This window comes from Leisingera sp. S132 (genome assembly GCF_025144465.1).
GTDB lineage: Bacteria > Pseudomonadota > Alphaproteobacteria > Rhodobacterales > Rhodobacteraceae > Leisingera.
The window spans coordinates 1-17,619 of sequence record NZ_CP083554.1 but is presented as its reverse complement, the minus strand read 5'-3'; the positions used below and the strand labels follow the sequence as shown (position 1 = coordinate 17,619).

Annotated in this window: 15 protein-coding genes; 10 read left to right on the top strand and 5 right to left on the bottom strand. The window is 65.6% G+C overall.

The genetic code is table 11. The features are described 5' to 3' along the window. Positions 1 to 82: 82 nt before the first annotated feature. Both K3725_RS19540 and K3725_RS19535 read left to right on the top strand, forming a co-directional pair. Positions 83 to 1,585, top strand: a complete 1,503-nt coding sequence (locus K3725_RS19540; protein ID WP_260018701.1) for an aldehyde dehydrogenase family protein — start codon at positions 83 to 85, stop codon at positions 1,583 to 1,585. Next, positions 1,575 to 2,846, top strand: a complete 1,272-nt coding sequence (locus K3725_RS19535; RefSeq protein ID WP_260018700.1) for an FAD-binding oxidoreductase — start codon at positions 1,575 to 1,577, stop codon at positions 2,844 to 2,846. The genes K3725_RS19540 and K3725_RS19535 overlap by 11 nt, the downstream gene beginning before the upstream one ends. A gap of 29 nt (positions 2,847 to 2,875) precedes the next feature. Here the strand turns inward: K3725_RS19535 and K3725_RS19530 are convergent, their stop codons facing one another. Continuing rightward, positions 2,876 to 3,997, bottom strand: coding sequence for a zinc ABC transporter substrate-binding protein (locus K3725_RS19530; protein WP_409201601.1), 1,122 nt, complete (start codon positions 3,995 to 3,997; stop codon positions 2,876 to 2,878). A gap of 100 nt (positions 3,998 to 4,097) precedes the next feature. Between K3725_RS19530 and K3725_RS19525 the strand changes: the two genes are divergently transcribed. From K3725_RS19525 to K3725_RS19515, 3 genes are read left to right on the top strand one after another with little or no spacing between them, the layout of a single operon-like run. Further along, on the top strand, positions 4,098 to 4,580 hold the full coding sequence (locus K3725_RS19525) for a Fur family transcriptional regulator (RefSeq protein WP_260018699.1): 483 nt from the start codon (positions 4,098 to 4,100) through the stop codon (positions 4,578 to 4,580). Beyond that, positions 4,577 to 5,329, top strand: coding sequence for a zinc ABC transporter ATP-binding protein ZnuC (gene znuC, locus K3725_RS19520; RefSeq protein WP_260018698.1), 753 nt, complete (start codon positions 4,577 to 4,579; stop codon positions 5,327 to 5,329). The genes K3725_RS19525 and znuC overlap by 4 nt, the downstream gene beginning before the upstream one ends. After that, on the top strand, positions 5,326 to 6,132 hold the full coding sequence (locus K3725_RS19515; protein WP_260018697.1) for a metal ABC transporter permease: 807 nt from the start codon (positions 5,326 to 5,328) through the stop codon (positions 6,130 to 6,132). The genes znuC and K3725_RS19515 overlap by 4 nt, the downstream gene beginning before the upstream one ends. A 78-nt stretch (positions 6,133 to 6,210) precedes the next feature. On the opposite strand, the gene K3725_RS19510 is transcribed toward K3725_RS19515, so the two are convergent. Further along, a complete protein-coding gene (locus K3725_RS19510) occupies positions 6,211 to 8,496 on the bottom strand; it encodes a response regulator (protein ID WP_260018696.1) in 2,286 nt (761 codons plus the stop codon). 17 nt (positions 8,497 to 8,513) lie between these two features. After that, on the bottom strand, positions 8,514 to 9,410 hold the full coding sequence (locus K3725_RS19505; RefSeq protein WP_260018695.1) for a PhnD/SsuA/transferrin family substrate-binding protein: 897 nt from the start codon (positions 9,408 to 9,410) through the stop codon (positions 8,514 to 8,516). Between the two features lie 410 nt (positions 9,411 to 9,820). Between K3725_RS19505 and K3725_RS19500 the strand changes: the two genes are divergently transcribed. The 5 genes from K3725_RS19500 to K3725_RS19480 all read left to right on the top strand — a co-directional run bounded on the left by K3725_RS19500 (position 9,821) and on the right by K3725_RS19480 (position 15,826). Beyond that, the gene (locus tag K3725_RS19500) at positions 9,821 to 13,678 is read left to right on the top strand and encodes a PEP/pyruvate-binding domain-containing protein (RefSeq protein WP_409201603.1); all 3,858 of its coding nucleotides are present in this window, start codon (positions 9,821 to 9,823) and stop codon (positions 13,676 to 13,678) included. Between the two features lie 142 nt (positions 13,679 to 13,820). After that, positions 13,821 to 14,057 carry a type II toxin-antitoxin system ParD family antitoxin gene (locus K3725_RS19495; protein WP_260018693.1) on the top strand — a complete coding sequence of 79 codons (237 nt, stop codon included), beginning with the start codon at positions 13,821 to 13,823 and terminating at the stop codon, positions 14,055 to 14,057. Then, on the top strand, positions 14,050 to 14,352 hold the full coding sequence (locus tag K3725_RS19490; RefSeq protein ID WP_260018692.1) for a type II toxin-antitoxin system RelE/ParE family toxin: 303 nt from the start codon (positions 14,050 to 14,052) through the stop codon (positions 14,350 to 14,352). The genes K3725_RS19495 and K3725_RS19490 overlap by 8 nt, the downstream gene beginning before the upstream one ends. A 49-nt stretch (positions 14,353 to 14,401) precedes the next feature. Further along, positions 14,402 to 15,313, top strand: coding sequence for a MurR/RpiR family transcriptional regulator (locus tag K3725_RS19485; protein WP_260018691.1), 912 nt, complete (start codon positions 14,402 to 14,404; stop codon positions 15,311 to 15,313). A gap of 93 nt (positions 15,314 to 15,406) precedes the next feature. Then, positions 15,407 to 15,826: a DUF3291 domain-containing protein gene (locus K3725_RS19480; protein WP_260018690.1), complete on the top strand. Its 420-nt coding sequence runs from the start codon at positions 15,407 to 15,409 to the stop codon at positions 15,824 to 15,826. A 17-nt stretch (positions 15,827 to 15,843) separates the two neighbouring features. Here K3725_RS19480 and K3725_RS19475 read toward each other — a convergent pair whose 3' ends face one another. Further along, on the bottom strand, positions 15,844 to 16,278 hold the full coding sequence (locus K3725_RS19475; protein WP_260018689.1) for a GFA family protein: 435 nt from the start codon (positions 16,276 to 16,278) through the stop codon (positions 15,844 to 15,846). Between the two features lie 66 nt (positions 16,279 to 16,344). Further along, the gene (tviB, locus tag K3725_RS19470; protein WP_260018688.1) at positions 16,345 to 17,619 is read right to left on the bottom strand and encodes a Vi polysaccharide biosynthesis UDP-N-acetylglucosamine C-6 dehydrogenase TviB; all 1,275 of its coding nucleotides are present in this window, start codon (positions 17,617 to 17,619) and stop codon (positions 16,345 to 16,347) included.

Sequence of the window (17,619 nt, the reverse complement as noted above, 5' to 3'; positions counted from 1 at the left end):
AGACCGACGCCCGGCAGGACATCGGCGCAAATCAGGCTAAAGTTTTGCTCATGCCCTGCCCTCGCATCAAAAGGATTTCGACATGCCCCATTCCGCCATCCTCGCCGCCGCTGGCCTCACCCAATCCGAACTATCCGGCGGCAGCCTCTCTGTCACCACGCCGGTAGACGGCAGCGAAATCGCCCGCCTGAAAACCCACTCCGCGGCAGAAGCCCAAGCGCAGATCGCCGCTGCCAAGGCTGCCTTCAAGTCCTGGCGCCTGGTGCCGGCCCCGCGCCGCGGTGAACTGGTGCGCCTGCTGGGTGAGGAGCTGCGCCGCGAAAAGGAAAACCTGGGCCGCCTTGTCACCCTGGAATGCGGCAAGATCTACCAGGAGGGCCTGGGCGAAGTGCAGGAGATGATCGACATCTGCGACTTCGCGGTGGGCCTGTCGCGCCAGCTCTACGGCCTCACCATCGCGTCCGAACGCCCCGGCCACGCCATGCGCGAGAGCTGGCATCCGATGGGCACCTGCGGCATCATCACCGCCTTCAACTTCCCCGTCGCCCCCTGGTGCTGGAACGCCGCGCTGGCACTGGTCTGCGGCGATCCGGTGATCTGGAAACCGTCAGAGAAAACCCCGCTCACCGCGCTGGCCGTGCAGAAAATCTGCGACCGCGCCATGGCGGCCTTTGGCGGGGACGCGCCCGAGGGCCTGATCCAGGTGCTGATCGGCGAGCGTGATCTGGGCGAGGCGCTGACCGCCTCCAAGGACGTCGCCATCATCTCCGCCACCGGCTCTGTTCCAATGGGCAAGGCGGTTGCGGGGGATATGTCGAAACGCCTCGGCCGCACCATTCTGGAACTGGGCGGCAACAACGCAATGATCGTGGCGCCCTCCGCCGATCTGGAAATGGCCCTGCGCGCCATCGTGTTCTCCGCCGTCGGCACCGCCGGCCAGCGCTGCACGTCGCTCCGCCGCCTGATTGTGCATGAAGGTATTTATGACGCGCTGATCCCGCGCCTGATCAAGGCCTACGAGGGCCTGCCCATCGGCGATCCGCTGGCCGATGGAACCCTGGTCGGCCCGCTGATCGACCGCGCCGCGCTGGATGCGATGACCAGCGCACTGGGCCGCGCCAAGGCCGAAGGCGGCACCGTTCACGGCGGCACCCGCGCGCTGGCGGACAGCCACGGGGATGCGGCCTATGTGCACCCGGCGATTGTCGAAATGCCCGCCCAGACGGCGATCATGCACACCGAAACCTTCGCCCCGATCCTCTATGTGGTGAAGTATTCAGACCTCGGCCAAGCCATTGAAATGCAGAACGAAGTGCCGCAGGGCCTCTCCTCCTGCATCTTCTCCACCGACGTGCGCGAAACCGAATATTTCCTCTCGGCAGCGGGCTCCGACTGCGGTATTGCCAATGTGAACATCGGCCCCTCCGGCGCGGAAATCGGCGGCGCTTTCGGGGGCGAGAAGGAGACGGGCGGCGGCCGTGAAAGCGGCTCCGACGCCTGGAAAGGGTACATGCGCCGGCAGACCAACACCGTGAACTATTCACGCGCGCTGCCGCTTGCTCAGGGGATCAAGTTTGACATCTGACCTGGCGTCCGGCCTCTGGCACCAAACCTGCCAGGAAAACCCCGCCTTCCCGGAACTCATCGGGGAGGTTACGGCCGACCTCGTGGTGATCGGCGGCGGCTACACCGGCTGCGCCGCGGCGCTGAAGGCCGCGGAACTGGGTGCCTCGGCCATCCTCATTGAAGCGGAGGAGATCGGCAGCGGCGGGTCGGGGCGCAATGTGGGGCTGGCCAATGCCGGCCTCTGGCTGCCGCCCGAGGACATCAACGCCGCATTGGGCGCCGAGACCGGCAGCCGCCTGTCAGAACTGCTGGCAGGCGCCCCGGAGATGGTGTTCTCGCTGATCAAAAAACACGCCATCCGATGCGAGGCGGAAAACAGCGGCACCCTGCACTGCGCCCACGCGCCCGCCGGCATGAAAGACCTGCAGCGCCGCCACGCGCAGCTCACCGCCATCGGCGCCCCGGTCGAACTGCTGCCGCGCGAAGACGCCATTCAGCGCACCGGATCCGAGGCCGTGCACGGCGCCCTGTTCGACCCGCGCGCGGGCACCATCCAGCCGCTGGCCTATGCGCGCGGCCTTGCCCGCGCTGCCGCCGCGGCGGGCGCGAAGATCCACGCGCAATCGCCTGCCACCGCCATAAGCCGTGAAGGCCCCACTTGGCATGTGGCAACGCCCAAGGGCAGCCTCCGCGCCAAGCATCTGATCATGGCCACCAATGCCTACGCCCGCGAGATCTCCGGCTACAGCACGCCGCAGGTCATCCCGGTGCATTATTTCCAGGCCGCCACCGATCCGCTGCCCGGCCCGCTGCTGGACAAGATCCTGCCAATGAAGGAAGGCTGCTGGGACACCGCGCTGGTGATGTCGTCCTGGCGGCTGGATCAGGCCGGGCGGCTGGTGATCGGCGGCATGGGCGCGCTCAGCCATTTCGGCAGCGCCCTGCACCGCAGCTGGCTGCCCCGCAAACTGGCCGCGCTGTACCCGGAGCTCAAAGACGCAGCCCTGCGCAGCCACTGGCATGGCCGCATCGCCATGACCTCCGAACACCTGCCCAAGATCCTGGACCTGCAGGGCGGCTATGCCTGTTTCGGCTATTCCGGCCGCGGCATCGGCCCCGGCACTTTGTTTGGCGCGCGCCTCGCTGAGGCGCTGCTGAGCGCGGACAGCGCCTGCCTGCCTGTGCCGCCGGCCACAGGCCACAGCCTGTCATTCGCTGGCCTGCGCAGCGCCTACTATGAGACCGGCGCCACGCTCACCCATCTGATCAGCGACAGATAAAAAAGGCGGACCCGGCGGCCCGCCCTCATTTACTCGCAACCGGCAATCGCCGCGCCGATGTCCTGCAGCAGCGCCGGATAAAAGCCAGCCCCCGGCTCCAGCCCTGCCCCCAGCGGATCCAGCACCGCAGTTCCAGCCCCAGTGCCTTCCAGCACGGTGGCAACCAGCCCCGGGTTGAACTGCGGCTCCGAGAACACGCAGGCCACTTTCCGATCCGCCACCACATCCCGGATTTCAGCAACCCGCGCCGGGCTCGGCTTCACCGCATCGCTCAGCGAGATCGCCCCGGCGGCCTGCAGGCCAAAGCCCTGCTCGAAATACTGGTAGGCATCGTGGAACACGATGAACGGCTTGTCCTGGAACGGCGCCAGCTGGGCCGAGACGGTTGCAACGGTTTCCGCGATCTCCTGCTTGCCGGCCTCGGCATTGGCCCGGTAGGCCGCCGCATTATCCGGGTCATGCTCTGCCAGCTCTTCTGCGATCACGTCCAGCCACACCTGCGCATTGGCCGGCAGCAGCCAGGCATGCGGATCAGCGCCCTCATGGTGATGGCCATGGGCATGCTCTTCGTGGCCTTCACGGCCGCCGTGGCCTTCTGCGCTGGTATGCGCCCCGTGATCATGGCCGTCATGATCCGCATGACCCTCATGGCCATCACCATGCCCGTCATGATCCTCATGCCCCTCGGCGTGATCGCCATGTTCACCGTGTTCCGCATGACCCTCATGGCCGCCGGCGTGCTCCTGATGACCGTGATTGTCATGCTCACCATGATCATGCGCCTCAAACCGTGCGCCCTCGCGGAACGGCAGCACCGTGGTGCCCCTAGCCTCCAGCAGTTCAATCCTGTGCGCATCGCCGGCCAGCTCTTCCAGCGGGGCTTCCAGCCAGGGGGTCAGCGCCTCGCCCAGCCAGAACACAAGATCCGCCTGATCCAGCGCCCGCGCTTCCGAGGGGCGCATCGCATAGCCATGCGGCGAGGCCCCGGGCGGCACCACCAGCGCTGGCTCACCCAGCCCCTGCATCACCCGCGCCACCAGCCCGTGCACCGGCGCAATATCCGCCGCGACACGCGGCACTTCTGCCGCCACGGCCCCTGCCCCGGCCAGCAAGGCCGCCGCGCTGGCTGTCCACATCCCCGGTTTCCGCATGACACACTCCATGTAATCTTATAACATCACGCGGCTTGATAAACGTCATAACATAACATATCAAGCGGTAAATCCGCCGCCGCCTCAAAGGACCCCGGACATGGACTCCATCGGCTTTGCCCCGCACGACCACAGCAGCTGCATCCAGGACGGCATCGCCGCCGTGGACGCCCAGTGCCGGGCCGAAGGCCTGCAGTTCACCCCGGTCCGCCGCCGGGTGCTGGAGATCCTGCTGCAGGAACACCGCGCGCTGGGGGCCTATGAAATCCTCGACCGGCTGCGCGAAGAGGGTCTTGGCTCGCAACCGCCCGTCGCCTACCGCGCGCTGGATTTCCTGGTCAAAAACGGCTTTGCCCATAAGATCGAGCGCTTGAACGCCTTCATCGCCTGCACCCATCCGGGCGAGAGCCACGCGCCGGTCTTCCTGATCTGCCGCGCTTGCGACGCCGTGGCCGAAGCGCAGCGCGAACCCACCCAGGGCCAGCTCGGCCAGGCCGCCCGCGACGCAGGTTTCGTGATCGAACGCGCGGTAATCGAGGCCGAGGGCCTGTGCCCCAAATGCCAAGAGAAGCCCGCCGCATGAGCAGCCTGATTTCCCTGGACGGCCTCACCGTCGCCCATGGCGGCAACACGGTACTGTCCGGTGTCAGCCTGTCGATTGCCCCGGGTGAGATCGTCACTGTTGTCGGCCCCAACGGCTCCGGCAAGTCCACCCTCTTGCGCAGCGTGATCGGGGCGCTGAAACCCTCCCGCGGCAGCGTCACCCGGGCGCCGGGGCTGCGCATCGGCTATGTGCCGCAGAAATTGCACATCGACCCCACCCTGCCGCTGACGGTGCGCCGCTTCCTCAGCCTGCCGGACCGTGTGTCTGACGCCCGCGCCGCGGAGGCATTGCAGCAGGCCGGCGCCGGCGATCTGGCGGCACGGCAGATGGCCAGCCTGTCGGGCGGCCAGTTCCAGCGGGTGCTGCTGGCCCGCGCGCTGCTGTGCAATCCGCAGCTGCTGATCCTGGACGAGGCGACCCAAGGCCTCGATCAGCCCGGCTCTGCCGCTTTTTACCAGCGCATCGAGAAGGTCCGCCAGGACCTGGGCTGCGCTGTGCTGATGGTCAGCCACGAGCTGCATGTGGTGATGGCGGCCTCCGACCGGGTGATCTGCCTCAATGGCCATGTCTGCTGCGAGGGCGCCCCGGAGCATGTTGCCTCTGCCCCGGAATACCGGGCGCTGTTCGGCACCGGAACCCAAGGCGCCCTGGCGCTCTACCGGCATGAGCACAACCACAGCCATGACCACGACTGCAAACACGATCACCACCATGAGGCGGCGGAATGACCCTGCTTGACGATTTCCTGATCCGCGCCGCGCTGGCGGGCATCGGCGTGGCCCTGGCCGCCGCCCCCTTGGGCTGTTTCGTGGTCTGGCGCCGGATGGCCTATTTCGGCGACGCCACCGCGCATGCCTCGATCCTCGGCGTGGCGCTGGCGCTCAGCTTTGATGTCTCGGTTTTTGCCGGTGTGCTGGCCACCGCGCTGGCGATGGCCACCACGGTATCGGCTCTTGCAGGGCGCGGCTATGCCATGGACACGCTCCTGGGGGTGCTGGCGCATTCCTCGCTCGCCTTCGGCCTGGTTGCGGTTTCCTTTCTGCAGGGGGTGCGGATCGACCTGATGGCCTATCTGTTCGGCGACATCCTGGCCGTGGGCCGGGCAGACCTGGCAGTGATCTGGGGCGGTGCGGTGCTGGTGCTGGCGCTGCTGTGGTGGCGCTGGTCGGCGCTGCTGACCGCCACCCTGAACCCGGATCTGGCCCATGCCGCCGGCATTGACCCCCGGCGCGAGCAGATGGTGCTGACCATCGCGCTGGCGCTGGTGGTGGCGGTGGCGATCAAGGTGGTGGGCGTGCTGCTGATTGCCGCGATGCTGCTGATCCCGGCGGCCGCGGCCCGCCCCTTTGCCGCAACACCGGAACGCATGGCGGCCGTTGCCGGTCTGCTGGGGATGCTGGCGGCCACCGGCGGGCTGCAGCTGGCCTTTGTGCTGGATACGCCCGCAGGCCCCAGCATCGTCTGCTTTGCTGCCGGGCTGTTCGCAGCTTCCAGCCTGACCGGGCTGCTGCTGCAGCGCCGCCGCGGCTAGGGCCGGACGCAGAACCCTCCGCCGGCACCCTGCCGCACGGTTTCCATCAGACGCTCCGCCGCCCGGCTGCCGCAGAGGTCAGCTGCCCGTGCGCTGCAGGTCCGGGGCCCCCGTCCATTTGCTGATCGCATCTGTCAGGGCTTTCTTGTTGATCGGCTTGCTCAGGAAGTCGTCCATGCCCGCCTGCAGGCACTTTTCCCGGTGCGCCTGCAGCGCGTTGGCGGTCAGCGCAACGATCGGGCATTTGCCCCCGCCTGCGGCCTCGATCCGGCGCATCTGGGTGGTGGCTTCCAGCCCGTCCATCTCCGGCATCATCATGTCCATCAGCACGATATCGGGCCGTTCGGCGCGGAACTGCGCCACCGCCTCAATGCCGTTCCTGGCAATTGTGATATCCAGCGGCGCATCCTTCAGCATCTTGGTCACCACCAGCTGATTGGTGCGGTTGTCCTCGGCAAGCAGCAGCTTCAGGCGGCGTTCCGGCAACCCCGGCCCGGCGTTGCGGCCCGGACCCGGGTCCGCATTGCGGGCGGGCGGCAGGCTCAGCACCCGTTCAAGCACCTGCCGCAGCTGCACAGACCGCACCGGTTTCAGCGCGAATTCGCAGGTTCCGATTGCCTCGCAGTCGGCCCGGCTCAGCGCGTGCTCCACGGACGACAGGATGATCAGCGGCACCGCCTCAAAGCCTGGCATCGACCGGATCCGCGCCGCAAGGGCGCGCCCGTCCATGGCCGGCATCTGGTAGTCCAGAACAATAAAATCGAACCGGCGCCCGTCCAGCTGCGCATCCGCCAGGATTTCCAGCCCCTCATGCGCAGATGCCGCCAGGGTGCAGGACACCCCCCAGGTGCTCAGCCGTTCCGACAGGATCACCCGGTTCAGCTCCAGATCATCCACTAGCAGGCCCTGCAGCCCGGCGAAATTCTGCGGGCGTCCCGCCGGCGCGGCTTCAGGGCGGCCGCCGGCCCGCAGCGGAACGCGGATTGTGAACACGGACCCTTTGCCGGGCTCCGACTCCACCTGCACCGATCCGCCCATCAGCGCCAGCAGCCGGGAGGTGATCGCCAGCCCCAGACCGGTGCCCTCAAAGTTCCGGGTGGCGGCGTTGTCGGCCTGCTCGAAGGCCCGGAAGATCTTGCCCACACGGGCCGGCTCAATGCCAATGCCGGTGTCGCGCACCTGCAGCTGCAGCATGTGGCTGCCGGAGTCCTGCAGCTGCCCGGTCACCTCGATATAAACATACCCCTCGCGGGTGAACTTGACGGCATTGCCCGCCACATTGGTGATCACCTGCCGGATCCGGCCGGCATCGCCTTCAAACACTTCGGGCAAGGCCGGGTCATAGCGCATGGTGATCTCGACCCCCTTCTCCGCCGCCTTCGGCGACAGCAGGGTGACCACGTCTTCGACCGCAGTCTGCAGGTTGAAGGCTTCGATGCTGAATTCGACCTTGCCGGCCTCGATCTTGGAGAAATTCAGGATATCGTTGATGATTGTCAGCAGGGCGGACCCCGACTTGGAGATCGTCTCCGCATACATCTGCTGGTCTTCGTCCAGCCTGGTTTCCTGCAGCAGTTCCGCCATGCCGATGACCCCGTTCATCGGCGTGCGGATCTCATGGCTCATATTGGCAAGGAATTCCGATTTCGCCCGGTTGGCGATATCCGCCGTCTCGCGCGCCTGCTCCAGCGCAAATTCGCGCTCGTCCCGCTCGGCAAAGGTTTCCTCCAGCACGCCAACCGAGAAATCCAACGCCCGGAACTCCCGCGAGGCGTACCACGGCAGCCTTTCCGCCGGGCTGCGCAAGCCGGAAATCGCATCCGACATCCGCTTGTGGATCATCTGCAGCGGCCGCAGGGCCAGCCCATGCACCAGCAGCAGCACCATAAAGGACAGAACCAGCACCGGCACCACCGTCCAGATGATGATCTGGCGCACCGAGGCCGCCACCAGCGCCTCGCCTTCCCGGGTCGACCACTCGACCACCATGGTGCCGAAGACCGCGCCTTCCAGCTCGATCGGCCGCTCATACATGACCCGGCCGCCGTCAGGCGGCGTGCCGGCCGCTTCAGCCGACGCCAGCAGTTTGCCTGCCGGGCTGCGGATCTGGATGGACACGATCTGCGGCTTGCGGGTGACGGCCTCGATCAGGCCGGTTTCCAGCACCGGCACATCCTCGACGATGATCGATTCCAGCATCAGCCCGCTCAGCAGCGAAACGGTGAGATCCGCCTGTTCCGCCAGCTGCTCTTCCAGCCGCTGCGCCTCCTGGCGCTGCGCCAGATCGCCGACCACCAAGCCGACAGCCGAAGCCGCCAGCAGCAGCGACAGCACGATCTGGAAAAGAATGCTTGTCCGTTTCATTCGACCAACGCGGTGCTCTAAAAGGCCAGGCTGCGCTCCATCGCCCGGCGGATGATGTCATAATCGTGATCGTCCCCCAGCAGGAAGCCGTTCTTTGAAATCCGGCGCACGATCTCCTCGTTTTCCGAGGACAGCATCACCTTGCGCATCGCTTCCAGCACCTCTGCCGGCATCTCCGGCGACGCCAGCCAGGGCTTGGTCACATTGTCAAAGGACGCCAGCACCCGGATCGGCACCCCCTTGGCGACCAGCTTCTTGTAGGTGCTTTCCTTCAGGGCGCCCGCAGTGTACCGGCCCGCGCCCACCGCCTCGCCCACCAGGTCGTGGCGGCCGAGATAGGCAAATTCCAGCAGATCGGCACTGCTGATGCCGGCGTCCAGCAGATATTCCTGCGCCAGGTAGCGGCCGATGGTCGACAGCTCATCGCCAAAGGCGAAGCTGAGGCCCGCCAGGTCCGCGACCGACTGCACCGTGCTGTCGCTGTGAACCACGATCACCCCCTTGAACCGCTTCTGTCCGTTCTGCGATTCCATGGCGATGATCCGGACGTCCGGGTTTTCCTTCATCACATGCACATAAGACGCCGGGCCGAACCTTGAGAAATCCACCTCGCCGCTGGCCAGCTGGCGGATGCCTTCCTCGTATTCCTTGGCGATCTTCAGCCGGATGGTGACCGGCTCCCTCAGCTCCTCGCTCATCCGCTTGGCCAGGAAGGCCAGAAACGGCTGGTACTTTTTGACCGTTGCGGTTGGTTTATCCGCTGCGTAGGTGCCGAATACCAATTCGGTTCCGGCCATGGAACCGCCGGGCAGCAGTGCCGCAAGCCAAGCCGCCAGAATCGCACCTGGGACGGCACGCCGCAGCCGCGTCCCGAAAATCGCAATGATACCAAAGGTCCACTTAAACAGTTTCACGAGTCTAGCCTCCTGACTGACATCGGCTGGCACGGCAGGCAGGCCGCGCTCCTTGGTTACATGGCAGAAAGATCAGAATACAATGTTAACGCACCTGCAATTCTCGGAAAAATTTTGCGGTTCTTTTATTCTTCGGCCTCTATATTAACCCTTCAGTAAGGTTTTCGTAATCTTTTAGGCGAATTCGCCATAAATTCAGAAGAACAGACTCAGCTGGCCCGACAGGAACCACCGTGAAGCAAACCTCTATTTCCTCCAGGACCATCCGGTCCGTCCGCCGCTCAGCACAAGCCGTTGTGCTGGCATCGCTTTTATCCGCGCTTCCGGTTGCGGCCCTTGCCATTCCCTCGCCGGAACTGGTGATCGGTTCGGTCTCTTCGCTGTCCCAGGTTCTCGCCGTGGGAATTGCCATGATTTCCGGTTTGGGCGCAGTCATTGCGGCAAAACTTGGTTTTACTCCCAAGCCGGGCAACTCACCGCGCCGCTACCCGGTCAAGCTGATCTCCGTCCTTGCGCTGGCAGCCGTGGCACTGGCCGCAGGCAACTACTGGCAGTATTCCTCGCACGAGCAGGCCGAGCTGGCAAGACTGCAGGCCACTTTGACGCGGCCGGCGCAGTTTGACGGCACCACCATCAAGGATGCCTCTCTCAAGGAGACCAGCTTTTCCAAGCAGGAGGACCACCCGCTGGCGATGAGCACGGCAGACGCCGCAGCGGCGCTGGAGGACGGCTCCACCCTGTTCTATGACATCCGCGAAACCGGCGAAAACGCCATGGGCACCCTGCCCGGCGCCACCCATATCCGTTTCCCCGATTTCGTAGAGAGCCAGCCGGTTCAGCCCGGCCAGAAGGTCGTGCTGTTCTGCCACAACGGCAACCGCAGCTCGGAAACCTGCGCCAAGCTGGCGGCAATGGGCATCGACTGCAGCTTCATCGCGGGCGGTATCGAGAAATGGATCGTCGAGGGGCGCGACTTCTCCGACAAGGACGTGAAAACCCTCTCTGACCTGCGCGCGATCCCGGACTACCCCGGCAAGGACGTATTGCTCAGCACCGTAGACTTTGAAACCCTGCTGACCACCGAAGACCTGCAAATCGTCGACACCCGCTATCCCGGCGACTTTGAAACCGGCCACCTCCCCGGCGCCGTCAACATCCCGATCCGCAAGATGACCACCGCCGACCTCATGGCACGCATCGCGGAGCTTGACCCCTCAAAACCCACCATCGCCGCCTGCTACGACCGCCGCAGCTGCTTCATGAGCCAGGTGCTGGGGCTGGAGCTGTCGCAGCAGGGCATCGACTTCCGCGGCCGCTACACCCTGCCATGGGAATACTTCGTCGCACCCAAGCCCAAGCCGCATGTGCAGGACTGGCTGGCCGGCCAGCAGACCACCCTCTGGGACAAGGCGATCTCGGCGCTGGCAACCGCCCTGCTGTGGGTGCATGAGCGCAGCCATATCCTGCTGGGCCTGCTGGTGCTGTCGATCGTGACCCGCATCCTGGTGCTGCCGGTGGCGCTGAAATCCGAACGCGACCAGATCATCACCAATGAGACCGCGGATGAGATGAAGGCGCTGAAGGCGAAACTGGCCCATGACCCGGTGCGCAAGGCGCGCGCGGTGCAGGCGTTCTACAAGGACAAGGGCCTGACCCCGATGAAGAACCTCACCGCGCTGCTGTTCCTGCCGGTGATGATGCTGGGCGTCTCTGCCGCGCAGGAGGCCAGCGCCAGCCTGCAGACCCCGTTCCTGTGGATGGCCGACCTCGGCCTGCCCGACCCGCTGTTCATCATGCCGGTGCTGTTCTGCGCGCTCGCCGCCGTCTATCTGCTCTGGGCCGTGGCCAAGACGCCGCGCCAGAAAACCCTGTGGATGGTGCTGGGCATGCCTGCGCTCTTTGCCATGGTGTTCAGCCTGTCGGGCGCCGCCAATGCCTATCTCTGCTTCAGCCTGACGCTCCTGCTGGTGCAGCGCGCCTATGTGACAGGCCTGCATGTCAAACTGGGCGAAGCCATCGCCCTGCGCGCCCACAAACGCCGCCTTGCCAAACTGCCGCGCGGGGTGATCCCTATGGGCTACACCGAGGAGCTGGAGCACGCCGGCAACAAGGCCCTGCGCCTGTCGATCCTGCGCAATGCCGGCCTGCCGGTGCCGGGCGGCGTGATCGTGCGCTCCGACGCGATCCACGACTACCGCGAAATGTCCGACGCGAAAAAGGACGCCTTTGCCGCCAAGGTCTTTGCCCTTGCTGGCGGCAAACCGGTTGCCGTGCGCTCCTCTGCCAGCAACGAGGACGGCCACGACCAGAGCTTTGCCGGCGTCTTTGAATCGGTATTGGACGTGACAGCGGACACCATGCGCGCCGGCTTGGATGAAGTTGTGACCAGCTTCTCCTCTGAGCGCGCGGCCAGCTACTCCGGCGAGGGCGACAGCACCGATCAGGGCAATATCGTGGTGCAGGAAATGGTGCAGGCGGAATACGCCGGCGTCCTCTTCACCCAGGACCCGATGGCCCCCGGCATGGCGATGATCGAATGGGTCGAGGGCTGCGGCGAGGATCTGGTGTCCGGCCGCGTCACACCGACCAGCTTGCGCTTTGGCCGCTATACCGGCTTGCCCGCGTCCGAGGATCAGGACCAGACGCTGGACATGGCGCCGCTGCTGGCGCTTGGAAAGCAGATCGAGGAGACCTTCGGCTGCCCGCAGGACGTCGAATGGGCCTATGCAAACGGCCAGTTCCAGATCGTCCAGAGCCGCGATATCACCACGCTGTCCTTGGGCACCGCAGAGGAGCAGACGCGGCTGGCCGAATGGCGCGGCCTGCTGGACCGCTACGCCGGCGCAGACCCGGATCAGACGATCCTGGAACAGGACGAGATGTCCGAAGTCCTGCCCCGCCCCACCCCGCTCTCCTTCTCGCTGATGAGCGAGCTGTGGGCGCCGGGCGGCAGCGTCGACCTCGCCTGCCGTGCTCTCGGCGTGCCCTATGGCCTGCCCGAGGGGCGCGACGGCCATCTGGTCAACCTGTTCGGCAAGACCTACGTCGATGTGGCGCTGAAACAGGGCATGACGCTCAAGCTCACCGCCGCCAAGGCCAAGCAGCTGCGCAAGCAGGCGCATCCGATGATCACCCGCTTCCGGACCGAGGTGATGCCTTCCCTGCGCGACAAGCTGGCGATCTGGCAGGCCGTGGACTACACCGCGCTGCCTCAGGACAAGCTGCTGGAAGCGGTCTCCACCCTCAAGGACATGTTCATCCAGGAGGTCTATCTGGAGGCCGAAAAGATCAACATCCTGGCAGGCTTCACCATGGGCGAGGCCGGCACGGCGGCGGCCGGCGACCCGGCCCTGCGCGCGCATCTGATGCACGCGGAACTGCCCAATGCGCCCTCCAGCCTGCTCGCCTCCTGCACCGGCAAGGATGCCCAGGCCCGCGCGCTGCAGCTGATGGGCCACCGCTCGATCTTCGATTACGAGCTGTCCTCGCCCCGCTACAGCGAGGCCCCGGCGCTGCTGCAGTCGCTGCTTGGCAGCACGGTCGAACCGATCGGCGCGGTACCGGTCCCGGCCAACCTGCCGGATGAGCTGGACGATACCATCGGCATCGCCATTGCCTATCAGGACCTCAAGGAGCAGGCCAAGCACGAGGCGCTGCGCGTGGTCGCCGAATTGCGCCGCGCCCTCCTGGCCCTGGGTCAGGTAAGCGGGCTGGAGGATCTGGTATTCAGCCTGACCTTCACCGAAGTTCTGGACAGCAACTGGTCCAACCCGGCGCCTCTCCGCGAACTGGCAGAGGCCCGCGCAGAAAAAGAAGCCCTGCGCAAGAAATCCGCCCCCACCGACGTCAGCCTCACCCTGCGCGAATGCGAACTGCTGTCGCTCGGCGCCCAGGCCCGGGCAGGTGACGGCACCATGGGCGGCACCTGCGTCGCGGGCAGCGGCAGCGCCACCGCCCGGGTGTTCTGGATGGAGGACGACAGCTGCATCGACCCGGCTGCCTTTGCAGACTTCCAGGACGGCGATATCCTGGTCTGCCGCATGGTGAACCCGGCCTGGCTGCCATACGTCCAGCGCTCCGGCGCGGTTCTGTCCGAGGTCGGCGGCTGGCTCAGCCACATGGCCATCGTCGCCCGCGAAAAGGACGTGCTGATGCTGGTCGCCTGCAAGGGCCTCGACAGCCTGGAGCATGGCGAGCAGGTAACCGTCAGCGAAGACGGCACCATCCAGCCGCTGGAGGAAAAGGGCCTCAAAGTGGTTTCCGCCTGATCCACCCGGACACGTTAGAAAAGCCCGCAACGACTGGTTGCGGGCTTTTTTACGTAGGGTGGGCGATTCCGCCCGCCATTCCGCTCCTCTTGCAAGTATGGCAAAGATTGCCATATCCTGTTTCAGCGAAAGGAGCCTGCCAATGGCCACCATGAACGTCTCCCTGCCGGAGCAGATGAAAACGTGGGTCGAAGAACAGGCCCGCGCCGGCACCTATGCCAATTCCAGCGATTACGTCCGCGACCTGATCCGCCGCGACCAGGCCCGCACCGCCGCCATTGCCGAATTGCAATCCGCCATCGGCGCGGGCCTTGCCAGCGGCCCTGCCGAGGCGCTGAGCGCCGAAGATTTCAAGGCCGCCATGCGCCGCAATGGCTGAGCCGCGCTGGCGGATCCGCCCCGCCGCGCGCGACGACCTTGCCGCGATCTGGCGCTATGGCATGGAAACCTGGGGCGAGGTGCAGGCCGACGCCTATGCCGACAGCCTGTTTGCCCTGTTCGACCTGCTGGCGGATTTCCCTGAAATGGCTCGTGAACGGCCTGAGTTCACACCCCCGGTCCGCATCCACCCCACCGGCGCGCATCTGGTGATCTACCGCCTGGAACAGGGCCGCCCGGAACTCATCCGCATCCTGCACGCCCGCCAGGACCTGATGGCGTTCCTTTCGGAATAACGCCCGTTCCAGCCTTGCCATTTTCCGCACATCTGCTCTGATACGGCACATGGACCCGCATCTCGACCCCCGGAAAACCGCCCGGCTGATCCAGCATCTGAAGGACCGGATGGATACCCTGCCGCCCAAGCTCAAGGCGGCGGCGAAATACGTGATCGACAACCCCGGCGACTTCGGCCTCGATACCGTGCGCACCTCGGCCCAAAGGACCGGCATCAGCGCCAATGGCTTTGTCCGCCTTGCCCAGCACCTGGGCTATGACACGTTCGAGGCCTTCCGCGCCCCCTTCCGCGCCGCCCTCACCACCACCCAGGAGGCCGGCCTCGGCCAGGACTGGCTTGACCGGATGCAGGACGAAGGCCCCGCAGGCAGGCTGCAGGCGGCGGCCGCGCGCAACCAGCTCAACATCACCTCCCGCTCCCTGCGGCTGATGACGGCAGAACGGACCCAGGCCATCGTGGACACGCTGCTGACGGCCCGCCGCAGCTATGTCACCGCCACCAGGTCGTCTTACGCGCTGGCCTACTACTTCCACTACGTGGGTCGCATGGCCCTGCCCTCGCTGGACCTCGTCCCCCGCCACATGGGCGCGGCACTGGACGATCTCCTCGACATAGGCCCCGAGGACTGCCTGATCGCCCTCACCTTCGCCCCCTACTCTGCCGGCACCATCCAGGCGCTGCGGCTGGCCGGCGAACGCGGGGCAAAGGTGATCCTGATCTCCGACAGCGAGGTGATTGCCCCCGGCATCCGCACCGATCATGTGCTGGCCGTCGCCGCCAATTCGCTGCACCCGTTCGGTGCCATCGGCGGCGCGATGGCGGTGCTGGAATGCCTGCTCACCCACTTGATTGATGCCGGCGGCGAAGACGCCAAACGCCGCATCAAGGCCTATGACGCCCTGCGCCAGGACAGCGGCGCCTATTGGAGCGGCCCGAAACTGCCGCGGACCAGCCGCTGATGCCGAATTTGCAGCAATCCGTACCGCAAGAACCGTACGGCGGGAATGCTCCTCTCTGTACCATGCCCCTGCACAGAAGCGGGGACGCACGTCATGGCCATTGCGCAAATGAACTGGGGACAGATGCTCCATCCGCTGGACCATCCGGACATGGCGGAATTCAATGCCGCCCTTGACCGTGTTTATGCTCAGGCAGAGGCACATTCCGGATTTCTCTGGCGCATCGGAGAGGAGGAGGCCGCCGCCCAGCTGCAGGCGCTAGGCTGCGGCAGCCTGATCTCGGCCACAGTTTCGGTCTGGGACAATCTGGACAGCTTGCGCGACTACACGTTCAACAGCGAGCACGGCCTCTTTCTGGACCGCAAAAGCAGCTGGTTTGATACTGTCGAAGGGCCGCAGCTGGTGATTTGGGATGTGGCGGCTGACGCGCGTCCAACATTCCGCGAGGCATTTGAACGGCTCGAGGCCCTCAAAGCCAACGGGCCATCCCCGGCAGCTTACGGCTGGACCTAAAAGCGGCATCCCCGCCCTCAGACATCACCGCCGATAAACGGGTTCTGAGCCTCCCATTCATCCCGCGTGGCCCGCTTGTGATCCCCTTCCAGCCGCACCGCGGCCATCGCCCGGTCGGCATAGATCTCAGACCGCAGCGGCCAGGACAGCGCATCCTCAAACAGTCCCGGCATCAGGTCATAAGGGCCGCCCTCCCTGTCCACGTCCCGCATCCACAGATGCGACCCGCAGGTGCTGCAGAACGCCCGCTCGGCAAAGGCAGAGGACTGGTAGCGCGTCACTTCCCCCTCCACCGTTACCGCCGCCGCATCGGCCTCAAAGCACAGGAACAGCCCGCCGCTCCAGCGCTGGCACATGCGGCAATGGCAGGCCCCGGGGCGCGGATCATGCGCGCCTTCGACACGGATTTTCACTGCGCCGCACAGGCAGCGGCCTTCCAGAACATCACTCATACCCCAGCTCCTTGCTGACACCATCAGGATACAGCAATTTGGAGCAGCGCGGGAGCTTTCCCCGGTTCAGAGCCGCAAATCCGCCTCGTCCGGCGCCAGAACATACTTCAGGTCATAGACCAGTGCGCCGTCGGACCCCAGGGCGCGCACCGCTGCCGCGCCCATGGCGCGGAACTCGGAATGCGCCACCGCCAGCACCACCCCGGCATAGGCCCCCTGCCCCGGTTCCGGCACAAGGGAAATCCCGTATTCCTCCCGCGCCTCTTCCGGGTCGGCATGGGGGTCGTGCACATCCACCACCGCGCCGTATTGCTGCAGCTCGCGCACCACGTCGATCACCCGCGTGTTGCGCAGGTCCGGGCAGTTCTCCTTGAACGTCAGCCCCATCACCAGGATCCGCGCACCCGCGACCGGCAGGCCGCGCTTCAGCATCGCCTTGACCATCTCACCGGCAACATAGGCGCCCATGCCGTCATTCAGCCGCCGGCCCGCCAGCAGGATCTCCGGGTGATAGCCCAGCTGCTCCGCCTTGTGGGTCAGGTAATAGGGGTCCACGCCGATGCAGTGCCCGCCCACCAGCCCGGGGCGGAACGGCAGGAAATTCCACTTGGTGCCAGCGGCTTCCAGCACCGCCTGGGTATCGATCCCCATCTTGTTGAAAATCTTGGCCAGCTCATTCACCAGCGCGATGTTGATGTCCCGCTGGCTGTTCTCGATCACCTTGGCCGCCTCTGCCACCCGGATGCTGGCAGCCTTGTGGGTACCCGCCGCCACCACCTCGCGGTAAAGTGCATCCACCCGCTCCGCCACCTCGGGGGTGGAGCCTGAGGTCACCTTCACCACATCCTTCAGCCGCCGCTGCTTATCGCCCGGGTTGATCCGCTCCGGGCTATAGCCCGCAAAGAAATCCCGGTTGAACGTCAGCCCCGAGCGCGCCTCCAAGACCGGCACGCAGTCTTCCTCGGTGGCGCCGGGATAGACGGTGGATTCATAGATCACCAGATCGCCGGGTTTCAGCACCCCGCCCACAATCGCGGAGGCCGACAGCAGCGGCCCAAGGTCCGGCGTGTGATTGGCATCCACCGGCGTCGGCACGGTGACGATGTAGATGGAGCAATCCGCAATCTCCGCCGGATCGGAGGTAAAGCGCAGGAACTCCGCCGCCGCCAGCTCCTCGGGTTCCAGCTCCCGGGTGCGGTCCGCGCCTTTGCGCAGTTCGGCAATGCGCGAGGGATCAATATCGAACCCCATAACCGTCCGGTGCTGCCCAAAGGCCGCCGCCAGCGGCAGCCCGACATAGCCAAGGCCAATGACACAGATCTTGTCTTGCGCACCGCTCAT

What these genes read in the sequence shown, in the direction of transcription:
- K3725_RS19475 (WP_260018689.1), bottom strand. Translation starts at nt 16,278, where the DNA reads ATGAGTGATGTTCTGGAAGGCCGCTGCCTGTGCGGCGCAGTGAAAATC.
- K3725_RS19490 (WP_260018692.1), top strand. Translation starts at nt 14,050, where the DNA reads ATGGCTGAGCCGCGCTGGCGGATCCGCCCCGCCGCGCGCGACGACCTT.
- K3725_RS19540 (WP_260018701.1), top strand. Translation starts at nt 83, where the DNA reads ATGCCCCATTCCGCCATCCTCGCCGCCGCTGGCCTCACCCAATCCGAA.
- tviB (WP_260018688.1), bottom strand. Translation starts at nt 17,619, where the DNA reads ATGAGCGGTGCGCAAGACAAGATCTGTGTCATTGGCCTTGGCTATGTC.
- K3725_RS19500 (WP_409201603.1), top strand. Translation starts at nt 9,821, where the DNA reads ATGATTTCCGGTTTGGGCGCAGTCATTGCGGCAAAACTTGGTTTTACT.
- K3725_RS19485 (WP_260018691.1), top strand. Translation starts at nt 14,402, where the DNA reads ATGGACCCGCATCTCGACCCCCGGAAAACCGCCCGGCTGATCCAGCAT.
- K3725_RS19495 (WP_260018693.1), top strand. Translation starts at nt 13,821, where the DNA reads ATGGCCACCATGAACGTCTCCCTGCCGGAGCAGATGAAAACGTGGGTC.
- K3725_RS19480 (WP_260018690.1), top strand. Translation starts at nt 15,407, where the DNA reads ATGGCCATTGCGCAAATGAACTGGGGACAGATGCTCCATCCGCTGGAC.
- K3725_RS19525 (WP_260018699.1), top strand. Translation starts at nt 4,098, where the DNA reads ATGGACTCCATCGGCTTTGCCCCGCACGACCACAGCAGCTGCATCCAG.
- K3725_RS19515 (WP_260018697.1), top strand. Translation starts at nt 5,326, where the DNA reads ATGACCCTGCTTGACGATTTCCTGATCCGCGCCGCGCTGGCGGGCATC.
- K3725_RS19510 (WP_260018696.1), bottom strand. Translation starts at nt 8,496, where the DNA reads ATGAAACGGACAAGCATTCTTTTCCAGATCGTGCTGTCGCTGCTGCTG.
- K3725_RS19530 (WP_409201601.1), bottom strand. Translation starts at nt 3,997, where the DNA reads ATGCGGAAACCGGGGATGTGGACAGCCAGCGCGGCGGCCTTGCTGGCC.
- znuC (WP_260018698.1), top strand. Translation starts at nt 4,577, where the DNA reads ATGAGCAGCCTGATTTCCCTGGACGGCCTCACCGTCGCCCATGGCGGC.